The organism is Reyranella sp. (assembly GCF_004297405.1).
Taxonomy (GTDB): Bacteria; Pseudomonadota; Alphaproteobacteria; order Reyranellales; family Reyranellaceae; genus Reyranella.
In genome coordinates, this window is sequence record NZ_SCVC01000004.1 from 42202 (window position 1) to 56729 (window position 14528).

Annotated in this window: 15 protein-coding genes; 9 read left to right on the forward strand and 6 right to left on the reverse strand. The window is 65.3% G+C overall.

Features of this window, described 5'->3' with window-relative positions:
* Nucleotides 1-32 precede the first annotated feature (32 nt).
* Both EPO50_RS01165 and EPO50_RS01170 read left to right on the forward strand, forming a co-directional pair.
* Entirely contained in the window at nucleotides 33-698 is a 666-nt protein-coding gene (locus EPO50_RS01165; RefSeq protein ID WP_296340808.1) for a glutathione S-transferase, read from the forward strand.
* A gap of 70 nt (nucleotides 699-768) precedes the next feature.
* Complete coding sequence (locus EPO50_RS01170; protein ID WP_296340809.1) at nucleotides 769-1770, forward strand: nitronate monooxygenase family protein; 1002 nt, start codon at nucleotides 769-771, stop codon at nucleotides 1768-1770.
* Nucleotides 1771-1782: 12 nt separating this feature from the next.
* Here EPO50_RS01170 and EPO50_RS01175 read toward each other — a convergent pair whose 3' ends face one another.
* Nucleotides 1783-2985, reverse strand: a complete 1203-nt coding sequence (locus tag EPO50_RS01175; protein WP_296340810.1) for an NADH:flavin oxidoreductase/NADH oxidase family protein — start codon at nucleotides 2983-2985, stop codon at nucleotides 1783-1785.
* 48 nt (nucleotides 2986-3033) lie between these two features.
* Here EPO50_RS01175 and EPO50_RS01180 point away from each other — a divergent pair, with 48 nt between their 5' ends.
* The 3 genes from EPO50_RS01180 to EPO50_RS01190 are packed head-to-tail and all read left to right on the forward strand — an operon-like array spanning nucleotide 3034 to nucleotide 4695.
* Nucleotides 3034-3615, forward strand: coding sequence for a YqaA family protein (locus EPO50_RS01180; protein WP_296340811.1), 582 nt, complete (start codon nucleotides 3034-3036; stop codon nucleotides 3613-3615).
* Nucleotides 3616-3625: 10 nt separating this feature from the next.
* Nucleotides 3626-4129, forward strand: a complete 504-nt coding sequence (locus EPO50_RS01185) for a disulfide bond formation protein B (protein ID WP_296340812.1) — start codon at nucleotides 3626-3628, stop codon at nucleotides 4127-4129.
* Between the two features lie 2 nt (nucleotides 4130-4131).
* Nucleotides 4132-4695, forward strand: a complete 564-nt coding sequence (locus tag EPO50_RS01190; protein ID WP_296340813.1) for a demethoxyubiquinone hydroxylase family protein — start codon at nucleotides 4132-4134, stop codon at nucleotides 4693-4695.
* Here EPO50_RS01190 and EPO50_RS01195 read toward each other — a convergent pair whose 3' ends face one another.
* From EPO50_RS01195 to EPO50_RS01205, 3 genes are all read right to left on the reverse strand, one after another.
* Entirely contained in the window at nucleotides 4696-5472 is a 777-nt protein-coding gene (locus EPO50_RS01195) for a glucose 1-dehydrogenase (protein WP_296340814.1), read from the reverse strand.
* Nucleotides 5473-5475: 3 nt separating this feature from the next.
* Nucleotides 5476-6039, reverse strand: a complete 564-nt coding sequence (locus EPO50_RS01200; protein ID WP_296340815.1) for an HNH endonuclease — start codon at nucleotides 6037-6039, stop codon at nucleotides 5476-5478.
* Between the two features lie 140 nt (nucleotides 6040-6179).
* Nucleotides 6180-7400: an MFS transporter gene (locus EPO50_RS01205; RefSeq protein ID WP_296340816.1), complete on the reverse strand. Its 1221-nt coding sequence runs from the start codon at nucleotides 7398-7400 to the stop codon at nucleotides 6180-6182.
* 107 nt (nucleotides 7401-7507) lie between these two features.
* Between EPO50_RS01205 and EPO50_RS01210 the strand changes: the two genes are divergently transcribed.
* Nucleotides 7508-8236: a hypothetical protein gene (locus EPO50_RS01210; RefSeq protein ID WP_296340817.1), complete on the forward strand. Its 729-nt coding sequence runs from the start codon at nucleotides 7508-7510 to the stop codon at nucleotides 8234-8236.
* On the opposite strand, the gene EPO50_RS01215 is transcribed toward EPO50_RS01210, so the two are convergent.
* Nucleotides 8233-9762 (reverse strand): hypothetical protein, encoded by a 1530-nt coding sequence (locus tag EPO50_RS01215; protein ID WP_296340818.1) that lies wholly within the window; start codon nucleotides 9760-9762, stop codon nucleotides 8233-8235. The two genes, EPO50_RS01210 and EPO50_RS01215, sit on opposite strands and share 4 nt — an antisense overlap.
* A 104-nt stretch (nucleotides 9763-9866) precedes the next feature.
* Here EPO50_RS01215 and selD point away from each other — a divergent pair, with 104 nt between their 5' ends.
* A complete protein-coding gene (gene selD, locus EPO50_RS01220; protein WP_296340819.1) occupies nucleotides 9867-12098 on the forward strand; it encodes a selenide, water dikinase SelD in 2232 nt (743 codons plus the stop codon).
* A gap of 11 nt (nucleotides 12099-12109) precedes the next feature.
* The gene (locus tag EPO50_RS01225; RefSeq protein WP_020694629.1) at nucleotides 12110-12505 is read left to right on the forward strand and encodes an OsmC family protein; all 396 of its coding nucleotides are present in this window, start codon (nucleotides 12110-12112) and stop codon (nucleotides 12503-12505) included.
* 9 nt (nucleotides 12506-12514) lie between these two features.
* Here the strand turns inward: EPO50_RS01225 and EPO50_RS01230 are convergent, their stop codons facing one another.
* Nucleotides 12515-13234: a ribonuclease activity regulator RraA gene (locus EPO50_RS01230; RefSeq protein WP_296340820.1), complete on the reverse strand. Its 720-nt coding sequence runs from the start codon at nucleotides 13232-13234 to the stop codon at nucleotides 12515-12517.
* A gap of 49 nt (nucleotides 13235-13283) precedes the next feature.
* Between EPO50_RS01230 and EPO50_RS01235 the strand changes: the two genes are divergently transcribed.
* A complete protein-coding gene (locus EPO50_RS01235) occupies nucleotides 13284-14525 on the forward strand; it encodes a CinA family nicotinamide mononucleotide deamidase-related protein (protein WP_296340821.1) in 1242 nt (413 codons plus the stop codon).
* Nucleotides 14526-14528 lie beyond the last annotated feature (3 nt).

Below are 14528 nucleotides of genomic sequence, written 5' to 3' on the forward strand. Positions count from 1 at the left end.
GGCTGACAAGGAGCTGCCCAGGGAGCCGATCGATGATCATCGTCCATCATCTGAACAACTCACGCTCACAGCGCATCCTCTGGATGCTCGAGGAGCTTGGCCTCGACTACGAGATCAAGCCCTACATGCGTGAGCCTTCAATGATGGCGCCGGCCTCGCTGCGCGCCGTGCATCCGCTCGGCAAGTCGCCGGTGATCAGCGACGGCGACAAGACTCTGGCGGAATCGGGCGCCATCCTCGAATACCTGTCGCTGACCTATGGTGGCGGCAGGTTCACGCCGGCAGCAGGGACACCGGAGTGGCTGCGTTACACCTACTTCATGCACTACGCGGAGGGCTCGCTGATGCCGCTCCTGTTCATGAAGCTGGTGTTCGGCCGCTTGCCGACGCGCGTGCCGATCTTCATGCGGCCAGTGGCGCGTGCCATTGCCTCCGGTGCTGACAAGACGCTGCTGGGGCCGCAGATCTCGAACCACTTCGCTTTCCTTGAAGGTGAACTCGCCCAGCGCGACTGGTTCGCGGGCAACGAGTTCACCGCGGCCGACGTGCAGATGAGTTTCCCGATCGAAGCGGCGGCAGCACGCGCCGGGCTCGGCGGACGCATGCCGAAGCTGCAGGCCTTCGTCGAGCGCATTCATGCCCGACCCGCTTACAAGCGTGCCCTCGAAAAAGGCGGAGCTTTCGAGCTTTTGAAATAGACGACGGCCAGCACAGCTTCGTGCTACGTCCGACTCAACCTAGCGAATAAGCATTTCAAGGAGCGAAACCATGGCCCTTCCTGCCCTGCTGCGTGACAACCTTTCGATCCCGGTGGTCGGCGCGCCGCTGTTCATCGTGTCCAATCCGGATCTGGTGATCGAGCAGTGCAAGGCGGGCATCGTCGGCTCCTTTCCGGCGCTGAATGCGCGGCCGAAGGAAGTGCTGGAGGAGTGGCTGCAGCGCATCACGACAGAGCTGCGCGAGTACAAGGCCAAGAACCCGGACAAGAAGGTTGCGCCCTTCGCGGTGAACCAGATCGTACACAGCTCCAACGATCGGCTGCAGCACGACATCGACCTTTGCGAGAAGTACAAAGTGCCGATCCAGATCACCTCGCTGCGCGCACCCGATGACGTGGTGAAGTCGGCCAAGCGTTACGGCTGCCTGGTGTTCCACGACGTCACCAACGTCACTCATGCCAAGCGCGCCCTGCAGGCCGGCGTCGACGGCCTGATCCTGGTCTGCGCTGGCGCCGGTGGTCATGCCGGCCGGCTCTCGCCCTTCGCGCTGGTGCCGGAAGTGCGCCAATTCTACGACGGCACGATCCTGCTCTCGGGCTCGATCTCCAACGGCGCCTCTGTGCTGGCGGCCCAGGCGATGGGCGCCGACCTCGCCTATCTCGGCACGCGCTTCACCGCGAGCAAGGAAGGCAATGCCTCCGAGGGCAACAAGCAGTGCATCATCGATTCTTCGGGTGAAGAGATTGTCTACACCAACCTCTTCACCGGCGTGCATGGCAACTACCTGAAGCGGAGCATTGCGGCTTCGGGCCTCGACCCCGACGCGCTGCCCGAAGCCGACAAGAGCAAGATGAACTTCGGTTCCGGCGGCAACACGAAGGCCAAGGCTTGGCGCGACATCTGGGGTGCGGGTCAGGGCGTCGGCCAGATCTTTGACGCTCCGCCGGCCGCTGAAATCGTGGCCCGTCTCAAGGCCGAATACGAAGCGGCCCGCGCCGCCCTGTTCGCCGGCGAAACCGTGCCGACGCAACTGAAGCAGGCCGCCGAATAACGCTGAAATTGATCAGCGGCCGACCAGCGCGGCCGCTGTCTTTTCCTCGTTGGCGACGTAGCCCTTGATGGCGTCGTCGCCGCTCAGCGTACGGTCGGGATCGCGGCCGTCGCCGTGGGCGATGAGCTGCAGGCAGAACCAGCCAAGGCCCGCCTTCGCGGGGACGATCTGATCTTCGTAAGCCTCTGCACTGTTGGTCTCGCCAGCCAGCAGGCGATGGGGCAGGTCGGTGTCGACACACATCGGCCGGCCGAGCCCGATCACGTCGCAGGCTCCCTCGCCAAGCGCTGCTTCCATGGCGGCCTTCGATCGGAAGCCGCCGGTCAGCATGATCGGCACAGGCGCTGCCTGCTTGATGAGCTGGGCGTACTCCAGGAAGTAGGCTTCGCGGCGGACCGTGCTTTCCTTGGCGCCGCTGCCCATCATGGCTGGTTTCTCGTAATTGCCGCCTGAGATTTCGATCAAGTCGACCGATGCCTCGCCTAGCCACTTCACGACCTGCAGGCATTCCTCGTTGGAGAAGCCGCCCTGTTGGAAATCCGAGGAGTTGAGCTTCACTGAAATACAGAAGCCTGGCGCCGTGGTGGCCCTGACGGTGCGAACGACATCGAGAAGAAGGCCGGCACGGGCCGCGAGGTCGCCGCCCCAGCGATCCTCGCGCTTGTTCACCAGCGGCGTCAGGAATTGGCTCAACAAATAGCCATGCGCGGCGTGGATCTGCACGCCGGTGAAGCCTGCTTCGAGTGCGACAGCGGCGGTGTGCGCGAAACGGCGCGGGACGTCGGCCACCTCTTCGGCCGTCATCGCGCGCGGTGGCGCAAAGGCGCTAGCCGGCAGGGCAAGCGGCACGGCCGACGGTGCCACTGGATGATCACAGACCCGGCGCGGTGTCTGTCGGCCGGGATGACTGATCTGCATCCAGAGTTCGGTTCCGTTGGCGGTGCCCGCTTTGGCGTAGGCGCGCAGCGCTTCCATGCCGCCATTGTCGTCGATGGCGACATTGCCCGGCCGCTCGAGATAACGACGATCCACCTGCACATTGCCCGTTACGACAACGGCCGCGCCGCCTTCGGCCCATCTTCGATAGAGGCTGACATGGCGGGCAGTCGCGCGGTTCATTTCGTCGGCGAGACCCTCGGTCAGCGGCGCTTTGCCGATGCGATTCTTGAGGACGACGCCGTTCGGCAGTTTCAGGGGTTGGGCAAGGAGTGACATGAGGCGACTTTGCCAAACCTCGTCTCTGCCTGCTAGGGAACGACCTGCATGATTCGTAGCCTCTATGACTGGGTGATTCGCCTCGCCCGACATCGCCACGCGATCCCCGCCATGGGCGCCGTCTCCTTCATGGAGAGTTCGTTCTTCCCGATTCCACCCGACGTGATGCTGGTGCCGATGGTGCTGGCCAACCGCGAGAAGGCGTTTCAGATCGCGCTGGTCTGCACCGTCTGCTCTGTCCTGGGCGGCCTGCTGGGCTATGCGATCGGCTATTACTTCTTCGAGACGATCGGTGAATGGGTCGTCAGGACCTATGGCCTGCAATCGGGCCTCGCCACCTTTCGCGCAGGCTTCGACGAGTACGGGACCTGGATCATCCTGATCAAGGGCCTGACGCCCATTCCCTACAAGCTGGTGACCATCGCCTCGGGAGCGGCGCACTTCGATCTCTTCACATTCGTGTGGGCGTCCATCTTGACGCGTGGCGCACGGTTCTTCCTCGTGGCAGCGTTGCTGTGGAAGTTCGGCGAGCCGATTCGCACCTTCATCGAGAAGCGTCTGACCCTGCTCACCTGGCTTTTCCTGATTGCGCTGATCGGCGGCTTCGTCGCCTTCCGCTACATGTTCTAGGGATTACGTCATGGCTTCGTTGCAGCGCCTGCCCCTTCCCAGCTTGCTCGGGCTGCTGGCGGCGCTGGGCAGCGGCTTCTTGCTGGGCGGAGCCCTTTTCTTCCAGTACGGCTTGGGTCTCGCCCCCTGCGAAATGTGCCATTGGCAACGCTGGCCGCACATCGTGGCCATCGTTGCGGGCCTCGGGGCCTTTGCCGCCTCCTCGAATCGAAAGCTGGCCCTTGGCCTGCTACTGGTCGCGATCGTGGCCATCGCCGTCACCTCGGCGCTCGGCGTCTTTCATGCGGGCGTCGAATATCGCTGGTGGGCAGGGCCGCAGGCCTGCGCAGGCACCATTCCCACCGGCCTCTCGCCGGAGGAGCTGAAGAAGTACCTGTTCGGCGCCAAGATGGTCCGTTGCGACGAGCCCGTCTGGAAGCTGGCGGGCATCTCGATGGCGGGCTGGAATGCCATCCTGTCCGCCGTATTGGCCATCGTCCTCGCTTCGGGTGTATCCAGACGGGCAAGGTCCTAGACATGAAAACCGGCGACATCCGTAACCCTGGCGATCCCGATGCCCGCGACTTGGTCGAGCGCACGATCCGTGTCGACCAAGCAGGCGAGTTCGGCGCCGTACGCATCTACGAAGGCCAGCTCGCAGCGCTGCGCTGGACGGGTCGCGCCAACAGCGAGGCCGGCCGCAAGATCGCCCACATGGCGCGCCAGGAGCGCGAGCACAACAAAGTCTTCGACCGGCTCCTGGTCGAGCGCCGGGTGCGGCCGACTGCGCTGTCGCCGCTCTGGAACGTCGCGGGCTTCGCCCTCGGCGCCGCCACGGCACTGATGGGCGACAAGGCCGCCATGGCCTGCACGGTCGCCATCGAGGAGACGATCGAAGAGCACTATGCCGGCCAGGCCGCCAAGCTCGGCGACGACGAGGCCGAGCTCAAGTCCACCGTCGAGAAGTTCCGCGCCGAGGAGATGGAGCATCGCGACGAGGCTCTGGCCTCTGGCGCCGAACAGGCGCCCGCCTACGAAGCGCTGACGACCGCGATCAAGGCCGGCTCACGGCTGGCCATCTGGTTGTCCACTCGAATCTGATCAGCGCGCGGCAAAGCCGCCGTCGACCACCATCTGCGCACCCGTGACGAACTTCGATTCATCACTGGCGAGGTAGAGTACGGCGTTCGCGATGTCGCGCGGTTCGCCGAGATGGCCGAGCGGCTCGCTGGCTGTCAGCCGCGCACGCGCTTCCTCGGGTTCGCGATAGGCGGCAATCACGCCCTGCAGCATCGGCGTATCCATGTATCCCGGATGGACGGAATTCACCCGGATGTTGGTCTTGAGCAGCGCGAACTCCAGCGCCGTGGCCTTGGTCAGCTGGGTCACACCGCCCTTGCTCGAACAATAGGCGGATGCCGCTTCGGCGATGCCGACGATGCCCGCCACCGAGGAGATGTTGACGATCGAACCGCCTCCTGCCCGCTTCATCGCTTCCGCGCCGTATTTGATGCCGAGAAAGACGCCGTCGAGGTTGATGGCGTGGATCTGCCGCCAGCGCTCCAAAGTGAGCTTGTGAACCCAGGTACCGTCGGCGGTACCGGCATTGTTCACCAGCACATCGAGCTTGCCGAAGGTCTGCTCGGCAGCCGCGACAGCGGCAATCCAGTCGGCTTCGCTGGTGACGTCGAGCTTCAGCGCCTGCGCGCGTTGGCCATGGGCGGAGATCGCAGCGGCAGCCTCCTGGGCGGCCTCGACGCGAATGTCGCCAATGACGACGGCTGCGCCCTCTTCCGCCAGACGTTCTGCCGTCGCTTTTCCCAATCCCGATGCCGCGCCCGTGACCAGCGCGACCTTGCCCGCAACTCGACCTGCCATGCCTCAACCCTGATCGAGTTCGCTGTCCCAGTAAAGAAAGTCGCGCCAGCTTTCGTGCAGGTAACCCGGCGGGAAGCCTCGGCCATTCTCCTGCAGGAGCTGTGTCGAGGGTTCGGCCGGTGCTCGATGCAACGCAAGCCCGCTTTCGCTCAGCAACCGATTGCCCTTCAGAAGATTGCACGGGCTACAGGCCGTGACGACATTGCTCCAGCTCGTCCGACCGCCGCGCGACTTCGGCACGACATGGTCGAAGGTGAGTTCGTTGGTCGCGAAGTCGCCGCTGCAGTACTGGCAGGTGAACCGGTCGCGCAGGAAGACGTTGAACCGCGTGAAGGCCGGACGACGCGCGGCCGGGACATACTCTTTGAGGGCAATAACGCTGGGCAGCCGCATCTCGAAGGACGGGCTGTGGATCATGCGCTCATACTCGGAGATCACGCTGACGCGATCGAGGAACACCGCCTTGACGGCGTCCTGCCAGGACCAGATCGACAATGGGAAGTAAGACAAGGGCCGAAAGTCGGCGTTGAGCACCAGCGCGTGGCAGGACTCAAGGCCCGGCGTCACGGCTAGGCCCGCCGCCGCGGAGAGGGACTACTCGGAAAATCGATCCGATCGACCATGCCGCGCATTGTGGCAAGCTTTTCGAGAAACACAACATGTCGGCGTAGCCGTCATCGAGATGCCTTGGAAGCATCACCTGACGGTCACGACTTCGGGCGGCTGATGCGTTCGCGGGCCCCTGCCTCGGAGCCGAGCGAGGCCGCGGCGAGCGCCAGGGCCGCGACGGACAGGACCATTACCGCCGCGTAACCATCGGTAAGATCATGCAGAACGCCGCCGATCCAGGCGCCGAAGAAACCGCCGAACCCCATGCCCATGCTGATCAGGCCGTAGATGCGGCCAAAGTGAGCACCGCGATAGCGCAGCGTGGCGAGGGTGGAGATCATGGGCCCGCGCGACCCCATGCTGCCGCCAAAGAGTAAGACATACAGCCACAGCCAGAGGTCGTCGCTCGGTCCACGCACCAACGCGAGCGCGCCAACGCCCCCGATCGACGAACCATAGGCGAGCAACGCCGCAAGGCGGCGGCCACCACGATCGGCGAGCCAGGAGAACCCCACCATGCCCAGCGGCATCAGGAATCCGGCGACAGCCAACGCCTGAGCTGCGTAAGCACCGTCGAAGCCACGCTCCAGGAGATAGATCATGACCTGGGGTGCGAGCGAAAAGATGCCGATGGAGGTGAGGCCGAAAGACACCGTCAACGCCCAGAACGGCCAATCGTGCAACGCCTCACCGACCGTCGGTCCGGTATCACCGGCAGCACGCAAGGGCACGAGCCCCGGCGCGCCCCGTTCGATGCGGCGCCACGGCAGGAATGCCAACAACGGAATGAACACGGCGCTCACGCAGGCGAAGACGATGTATGCGTCACGCCAACCCTCGGTCGCGATCAGGTGCTGGGCAATCGGAATGGTCGCCATGGCGCCGACACCCGACGCGGACCACGAGACGCCGATTGCCACGCCCAGCCGGTTGGCCGGAAACCAGCGGCCGAGCAAGGTGGAACTCAACACCCCGGAGAGCGAGGCACTGCCGAAGCCCATCACGACGCCGAGGCCGAGATAGAGGTGCCAGACGTTCGTCGCCTGAGACGCACCAGCCGTCGCCAGCGCAGCAGCCGTCATGCCGACCATTGTCAGTACGCGAAGGCCGAAGCGATCGGCGATCCACCCCGCAACTGGCGCGGCCGTACCGCCCAGCAACAGCGAGAAGCCGTAGATCAACGTCACCGAGCCGCGGTTCGTCTCGAACGCCTGCTGTATCGACGGAACGAAGACGGCGAAGGTTTCGCCGATCGAACGGCTCGCGACACCGAGGACGAAGCAAAGCGCAACCAGCGCCCACGGCACGAACCGATTCATCACCTCAACCTCGACGAGTACCTGGTGGTGTGCAAGTCACCTTGGCGGACCAGCAGGCTTGCATTCTCCGCATGCACAAGCCACGTTCCGCGCCGCGGAGGAGTAACGTGAACAATACGATCATCATCGAGCGTGGCTTCAATGGCCCGCGCCTGTCGGGCAACGGCGGCTATGTCGGCGGTGTGCTTGCCGATCACTTCACGCGCGCCTTCGGCGGCGATGGCGCTGTCGAGATCACGCTGCGTGCGCCGATCCCTGTCGAAACCAGCCTGCAGGTCGTGCGCGAAGGCGATGCGCTTATGCTGCGCGAAGGTGAGACGCTGATCTGCGAGGCGCGCGCCGGCAAGGTCGATCACCTCACGGCGCCGCCTGCTCCCACCGATTGGGCCGATGTGATGCGCCGTGGCGAAGAAGGCGGCAGCCCCGAGGACAGCGATTTCCATTGGTGCATCGTGTGCGGCCGAGGCCGCGCAGTAGGTGATGGTTTGCGCGTGTTCGGCACGCAGGGACCGGAACCCGGTTACTCCCTCTCCTGCTATGTGCCGCATGCCAACCACGCCGATGCGAGCGGCGCGATCCGTCCCGAGTTCCTGTGGGGCGCCCTCGATTGCCCCGGCGCCTGGGCCGCTCAGGATCCCGACGACTGGCGGCCGGCCCTCACCGGCCGCATGACCGCCAAGGTGCTGGACCGGCCGAAGGTCGGCGAGCGCTGTGCGGTGGTCGGCTGGCGTATCGGCGCCGAGGGCCGCAAGCTCTTCTCAGGAACGGCGCTCTACACCGAAAGCGGCCGCCTCTGCGCCATCGGCCACTGCACCTGGATCGTGCTGAAGACCTAGCGGCTGCGGACGAAGATGACGGCAGCCTCGTCGGCATAGGCCTGGCGCCAGCCGGGCAGGCGCGCGAGCAGTTTGTTGGCCGGCTGGTCGGGCGGCAGCAAGGTCCAGTCGATGCGATAGCGATCCAGCACTTCGTCGAGCGGATCGGCACTGCGTAGGCTCACCATCTCGGAATATCGTTTAATGAAATCGCCGCCATAGAGCTCGCCGCGGCCGTCGATGAAGGTCGGCACGCCCGCATGAATGAGGTAGCCGCCGAAATTGTAGTGGTTGAGCACGCGACCCGTGAGGCCCGCCTGCTTGGCGTAGGCCATCGCAGCCGACGGCATCGTCTGCGGCGGCGGCGCAATCGCGGCGTGACGGACCACGAAGGCCGCGAAAAGCACACAGCAGGCGACAGCGGCGGCAATGGCCGCAATGCCCGCGGGCTGCGCCAGCGCCGCCGCCTGAGCGGCCAACGAAGAACCTTTGCCATCCGATGCGTTGGGCCTGAGCGACGGCCACTGCCGCGCCAGCAACGGCGCGATGGCGAGCGGCGCCAGCATCGCCAGCAACTCGGCATTGCGGGCGTAACGCAGGTAGAGATGCAGAAGGCCGAGCACGATCAGCAGGCGCAGCAACGGCAGCTTCAAGCCACGCGACAACGCGGCATAGAGAGCGATCAGCAGGATCAGTTCCTGCAACGGCTGCTTCTGGAAGTCGGGTGACCGCCATTCCGAGATGGTCGCAAGGGTGTCGCCGATGCCAAAGATGCGCAACGTCACCAGGATCGGTTCCGGCCCATAGGGCGTGATGCAGGACACAAGCAGCGCTCCTGCGCCGAACTTCGCCCAACCTGTGAGGAGCGCTTTGCGCTCTACTGGGTTCCGCGCGCCGATCACGGCTTCGAGGGCGAAGGCGCCCGCGAGTAGTAACCCCAACGTGAAGCCGCCATGCAGGTTGGCCCACAGCAGCATGGCGAGCAGCAGCAGAGGCTCGGGTGCGCGGCGCTCCTCGACGGCGCGTACAAGACCCGCCACCCAGATCAGCATGAACGGGAAGGCAAGCACATGTGGCCGCGCCACGAAGTGCGGCGCCGTCATCACGATGGCTGCAATCGTGAACAACGCGGCCGGCACCGGTTTGATATCCCGCAGGACCAGCCGCATCATCAGCGCGAAGCTGACGCCTAGCGCGCCGGCCGCCAGGGCGGTGATGCCACCCCATCCGCCCAGCTTGAATGCCGACGCCATTAGAAGCTGCGACAGCCACTCCTTGGCAATCCAGGGCTGGCCGAGGAACGTGAACGAGAACGGATCGGCGGTCGGCGCGGCGCCGTGCGCCATCATCCAGTTGCCGACGGCGATGTGCCAATGGGTGTCAGGATCGCTGAGCAACGGCATGCCGCTGCCGTTGAAGAGGCCGATGAACAGGAACAGGCCGAGGACCAGCGGCCACGACAGGGACCATGCGGAACGCGAGCTGGCAACGGGCGCACCGGCCTCGGAAACATCGGGGGAAACCGAGAGGCCAGAAGTGACGGCCATAGGGCGAGCTCCAAGACGACTCGAAGGAAATTCCGTAATATATTGATATACAATATTATTTACCGACATACCAGCGGCCATTCCAATACGTTATAGGAAAGACGATGCAGGCCGCTCCCCTTCTCAAGGATCTCGTGCTGGTTGGCGGTGGCCATGCTCACGTCCATGTCCTGAAGAGTTTCGGCATGAAGCCGATGCCGGGCGTACGGCTGACGCTGATCGGCCGGGACATCGAGACGCCCTACTCCGGCATGATCCCGGGCTTCGTCGCCGGCCACTATTCCTTCGACGAATGCCACATCGATCTCGCACGGCTTTCCGCCTGGACCGGCGCGCGACTGATCCATGCCGAGGCGATCGGGATCGACAGGGACAACCGACAGGTGCTGCTCAAGGATCGCCCGCCGGTCACCTATGACTTTCTCTCTATCGACGTCGGCTCATCGCCCAGCGTCGACGCGCTCCCGGGAGCGGCCGAACACGCCACACCGGTTAAACCCATCGCCGAGCTCGGCCGCCGCTGGCTGGCCTTCCTCGAACGCGTGAAGGACTGGCAGGGCTCGCTACGCATCGCCGTGATCGGCGGTGGCGCGGGCGGCGTCGAGCTGGCGTTGGCGATCGATCATCGGCTACGCGCCATCGCGCACAAGGCTGAAGTCTCGGTCACGCTCACCACCAAGGGCGAGATCCTGTCAGGCCAGGCTGCTGCCGCGCGGCGGAAGATTCGCGCCATCTTTCAGCGACGCGGCATTCGCCTGCTGGAGAATGTCGCGACGACCCGACTTGAGGATGGCACCGTGCTTCTAGAGAACGGTGAGCGCCTTGCCGTTGACGACGTGTTCGTCGTTACTGAAGCGAGCGCTGCAAAATGGTTTGCCGGCACCGGCCTTCCTCTCGACCTGCGCGGCTTCTTCGCCGTCGAGCCGACGCTGCGCTCGACCGGCGACGAGCGCATCTTCGCCGTCGGTGATTGCGCCAGCGTGGCTACCCATCCGCGACCGAAAGCCGGTGTCTTCGCGGTGCGCCAGGGGCCGCCGTTGGCCGAGAACCTGCGCCGGGCCCTGCTCGGCCAGCCGCTGCAGCCCTTCACGCCGCAGAGCCGCTACCTTTCGATCCTGGGCACAGGCGATGGCCATGCGGTCGCGACCCGCAGCGGATGGGCCATCGAAGGGGCGTGGGTCTGGCGCTGGAAGGACCATATCGATCGCAAGTGGATGCGCATGTACTGTGAGCCGCCGGCTGGTCCGATGGACATGGCCGCCCGCAACGCGCCACCCGATCCGGCCCTGGCCGATGCCGAGGCCAAACGCCTCCTTGCCGATATCGGCATGCGCTGCGGCGGCTGCGGCGCCAAGGTCGGCGCCAATGTCCTGACGCGCGTGCTGGGCCGGCTCGGCCCCTCACCCGGATCGAATGTCACCATCGGCCTCGACGCGCCTGACGATGCTGCAATGATCGAAGTACCCGCCGGTCAGGCGCTGGTGCAGTCCGTCGATTTCTTCCGCACCTTCATCGACGATCCCTTCGCCTTCGGGGAAGTGGCTGCCGTCCATGCCTTGGGCGATGTCTGGGCAATGGGCGCCAGGCCGCACAGCGCGCTCGCGCTCGCCGTGGTTCCGGCTGCCGCCGAGCGACTGATGGAGGAAGATCTCTTCCAGATGCTTTCAGGCGCACGCAGCGTTCTCGATCGCTCCGGCTGCGCGTTGATCGGCGGCCATTCGGGCGAAGGCCCTGAGGCTGCCCTCGGCTTTTCAGTGAACGGCCTCGTCGTTGCTGCCAAGGCTTTGCGCAAGGGCGGGCTGCGGCCAGGCGACAGGCTGGTTCTCACGAAGAAGCTCGGCACCGGCGTGATCTTCGCGGCCGCCATGCGTGGCGTGGCGCGCGGTCGCTGGATCGCCGAAGCACTCGCCGCGATGCGCACGCCCTCGGACAAGGCCGCAGCGGCATTGATCGCCGCCGGCGTTCACGCCTGCACCGATGTCACGGGCTTCGGCCTGACCGGCCATCTCGCCGAGATGATCCGCGCAACAGGTCGCGGCGACGAGGTCTCGGTCGATCTCCATCTCGATGCCCTGCCTGCCCTAGACGGCGCCGTGGAGCTGTTCGCCCAAGGCCTGGCGAGTTCGCTACAGCCGGAGAACTTGCGGGCGCGTCATCTGATCGACGGCATGGATCGTATGGCCGGTCATGCCAAGCTGCCGCTATTGTTCGATCCGCAGACGGCCGGCGGCCTGCTCGCGGCCGTTCCGGCCGAAGTGGCGAACACTATCGAGGGTGTCGTGATCGGCGAGGTGCACGCGCGTACCGAGGGACGATCTTTCATTCATCTGGTTTAAGGAGACGGTCCATGGCGCACGCAAAGGCAAGCATCGGCACGACCAACTACGAGACGACCATCGCTACAGGGCATGGCGGCCATCACAAGCTCAAGGCCGACGAAGGCGCCGAACTCGGCGGCAAGGATGCAGGCCCCGCGCCCTACGATCTCCTGACCTCGGCGCTCGGCGCCTGCACGGTGATCACGCTCCGCATGTATGCCGAGCGCAAGAAATGGCCGGTCACCGCCGTCCATGCCGACATCCATTTCTCGCGCGACGGTGACAAGCAGCGGATCGATCGCGTGCTCACCATCGAAGGTGCTGTCGACGAGGAGCAGAAGAAGCGCATGGCCGACATCGCCGAGCGCACTCCCGTTACGCTCACCCTGAAGACGGGGCTCGAGATCCTGACGAAGCTGGCCTGACGCGGTAGCTCAGCCTTTACCGCCGCGCTTCTTCCACGCCTCGTAGTCGCGCTTGGCCTCGTCGCTCGCCACCGGGAACAAGCCCTTCAGTGAGCGGCCGCGGGCCACCTCGGCCTCGGCGAACTCTTCGTAGTGATACGTGTTGAGCGCTTCCTCGGCCACCGCTTCGACGATGCCGGGCGGAATGACGAGGACGGCGTCGCGGTCGCCCACGATCACGTCGCCCGGATAGACGGCGACACCACCACAACCGATCGGCAGGTTGAGATCGACCGGCCGATGGGCGATCGGACTCGGCGGCGAGGACGGCCGGCGGTGATAGGCCGGCAGACCCGTCTTGAAGACGCCATCGGTATCGCGAAAGCCGCCATCGGTGACGATGCCGGCAGCGCCACGCGCCTTCAGCCGGCCGACATAGAGATCACCCGCCGAGGCAGCTCGCGAATCGCCGCGCGAATCGATCATCAGCACATAGCCTGGCGGGCACTCTTCCATGGCCTGCGGCTGGACCATCGAGCGGTTGGACGAGGTCGGACCGTCCATGTCCTCGCGCGAGGGGATGAAACGCATGGTGAAGGCGAGGCCGACCATGCGGGGCTGCTCGGGACGCATCGGCCAGACGTCGTAGAGCGTCATGCTGCGCAGGCCGCGGCGGTTCAGAACGCCGGTGAGCGTCGACGTGCCCACCTTGGCCAGCGCCTCGCGCAGATCGGATGAAAGCGACGTCATGGCGATCTCTCCCTCGATTTCGTGCCGACGTTAGCCGATAATCCGGCAAATGCGCGTCGAAATCCTCTGTACCGGCGACGAGATCCTCACCGGCAAGACCGTCAACACCAACTACAGCCATATGGCCCGGCGTCTCGTCGATGTCGGGCTCGGTGTCCATTGGGGCACCACGGTCGGCGACGATCGGGAGAGCCTGCTGCAGGCCTTCCGTCAGGCCGGCGAACGCGCCGACGCGGTGATCGTCAATGGCGGGTTGGGCCCCACCGTCGACGACCTCTCGCAGGAAGTGGCCGCCCAGGCCGCTGGCGTCGATCTGGTGCTGAGTGACTACTGGCTGCAGCGCATGGAAGAATCCTATGCGCGGCGCGGCCGGGTCATGCCGCCCAACAACCGCAAGCAGGCCATGCTGCCGGCCAATGCGGAGTTCATCGACAATCCCATCGGCACGGCCTGCGGCTTTGCCGTCACCATCGGCAAGGCGCGTTTCTTCTTCACGCCGGGCGTGCCGCGCGAGATGCGCCGCATGCTCGACGAGCAGGTCATCCCGCGCCTGCTGGCGCTGAGCGGCATCAAGGGCGTGGCCAAGCTCAAGCGCTTCCACACTTTCGGCATCGGCGAATCACGCGCCGATCAGATGCTGGGCGACATGGAGGCCTTCAAGGACGGCGGCGGCATCAAACTCGGTTTTCAAGCGCACTATCCGCAGCTCGAGACCAAGCTTGCCATCCGCGGCGAGGACGAAGCTGATCTCGCCGTCCGACTCGCGCCCATCGAGGCGGAAGTTCGCCGTCGTCTCGGCAACTTCATCATCGCCGAGGACGAGCAGACGCTCGAAGGCGTGATCCTCGCCAAGCTGCTGGAACGCGGCGCCTCACTGGCGACGGCCGAGATGTTCACCGGCGGACATCTTGCGGCGCGCCTCGCCCCACTCGCTGGTGCCGAACGGGCGTTCCGACGCGGTGTCATAGCCCGCGACCTCGGTGAACTCGAAGCGACGGGCGTCACGCCCGAAGCGGCTGCCGCAGCTGCCCGGACGCTGCGCGAGAAGAGCGGCGCCAGCCATGCGCTGGCCGTCCTGATCGATCTCGACGAAGGCATCGACCGCCCCGATCTCGGCGGTACGATCTGCATCGGCCTCGCTGATGCCAGCGGCACGGTCGCACGGCAGGCTCGCCTGCTGGGCGGACGCGACTGGGTGCGCGTCGGCGCCACGGAGCTGGGCCTCGATTGCCTGCGCCGCCACCTGCTGGGACTGCCGGTCGACGAGCGCATCGACTTCGAACGGCGCTAGGCG

Bases quoted from the DNA above. Each gene is read 5' to 3' on its own strand.
- EPO50_RS01165 (WP_296340808.1), top strand. From the start codon at position 33: ATGATCATCGTCCATCATCTGAACAACTCACGCTCACAGCGCATCCTC.
- EPO50_RS01170 (WP_296340809.1), top strand. From the start codon at position 769: ATGGCCCTTCCTGCCCTGCTGCGTGACAACCTTTCGATCCCGGTGGTC.
- EPO50_RS01175 (WP_296340810.1), bottom strand. From the start codon at position 2,985: ATGTCACTCCTTGCCCAACCCCTGAAACTGCCGAACGGCGTCGTCCTC.
- EPO50_RS01180 (WP_296340811.1), top strand. From the start codon at position 3,034: ATGATTCGTAGCCTCTATGACTGGGTGATTCGCCTCGCCCGACATCGC.
- EPO50_RS01185 (WP_296340812.1), top strand. From the start codon at position 3,626: ATGGCTTCGTTGCAGCGCCTGCCCCTTCCCAGCTTGCTCGGGCTGCTG.
- EPO50_RS01190 (WP_296340813.1), top strand. From the start codon at position 4,132: ATGAAAACCGGCGACATCCGTAACCCTGGCGATCCCGATGCCCGCGAC.
- EPO50_RS01195 (WP_296340814.1), bottom strand. From the start codon at position 5,472: ATGGCAGGTCGAGTTGCGGGCAAGGTCGCGCTGGTCACGGGCGCGGCA.
- EPO50_RS01205 (WP_296340816.1), bottom strand. From the start codon at position 7,400: ATGAATCGGTTCGTGCCGTGGGCGCTGGTTGCGCTTTGCTTCGTCCTC.
- EPO50_RS01215 (WP_296340818.1), bottom strand. From the start codon at position 9,762: ATGGCCGTCACTTCTGGCCTCTCGGTTTCCCCCGATGTTTCCGAGGCC.
- selD (WP_296340819.1), top strand. From the start codon at position 9,867: ATGCAGGCCGCTCCCCTTCTCAAGGATCTCGTGCTGGTTGGCGGTGGC.
- EPO50_RS01225 (WP_020694629.1), top strand. From the start codon at position 12,110: ATGGCGCACGCAAAGGCAAGCATCGGCACGACCAACTACGAGACGACC.
- EPO50_RS01230 (WP_296340820.1), bottom strand. From the start codon at position 13,234: ATGACGTCGCTTTCATCCGATCTGCGCGAGGCGCTGGCCAAGGTGGGC.
- EPO50_RS01235 (WP_296340821.1), top strand. From the start codon at position 13,284: ATGCGCGTCGAAATCCTCTGTACCGGCGACGAGATCCTCACCGGCAAG.